Raw genomic sequence first — 220 nt, forward strand, 5'->3', positions numbered from 1 at the left:
GAAGGCGCAGATCCGGCGGATCGCGCCCTACTTCCCGCTCTCGCACGGGGTGCCCCGCGTCGACGATCAGCGGGTGGTCAGCGGTATCCTCCACGTCATCCGCAACGGGCTGCGCTGGCGCGACGCGCCTGCCGAGTACGGCCCACACAAGGCGCTCTACAACCGTTTCGTGCGCTGGAGCCGCCTCGGCGTGTTCAACCGCATCTTTGCCGGGCTCGCG

1 protein-coding gene is annotated in these 220 nt (G+C 69.5%); it reads left to right on the forward strand.

The window, feature by feature from the left end; all coding sequences use genetic code 11:
* Positions 1–10 precede the first annotated feature (10 nt).
* On the forward strand, positions 11–220 hold a 210-nt coding region (locus tag D9599_RS31020), incomplete at its 3' end, for a transposase (protein WP_375373103.1).

The organism is Roseomonas sp. KE2513 (genome assembly GCF_016107305.1).
Classification (GTDB): Bacteria; Pseudomonadota; Alphaproteobacteria; order Acetobacterales; family Acetobacteraceae; genus Roseomonas.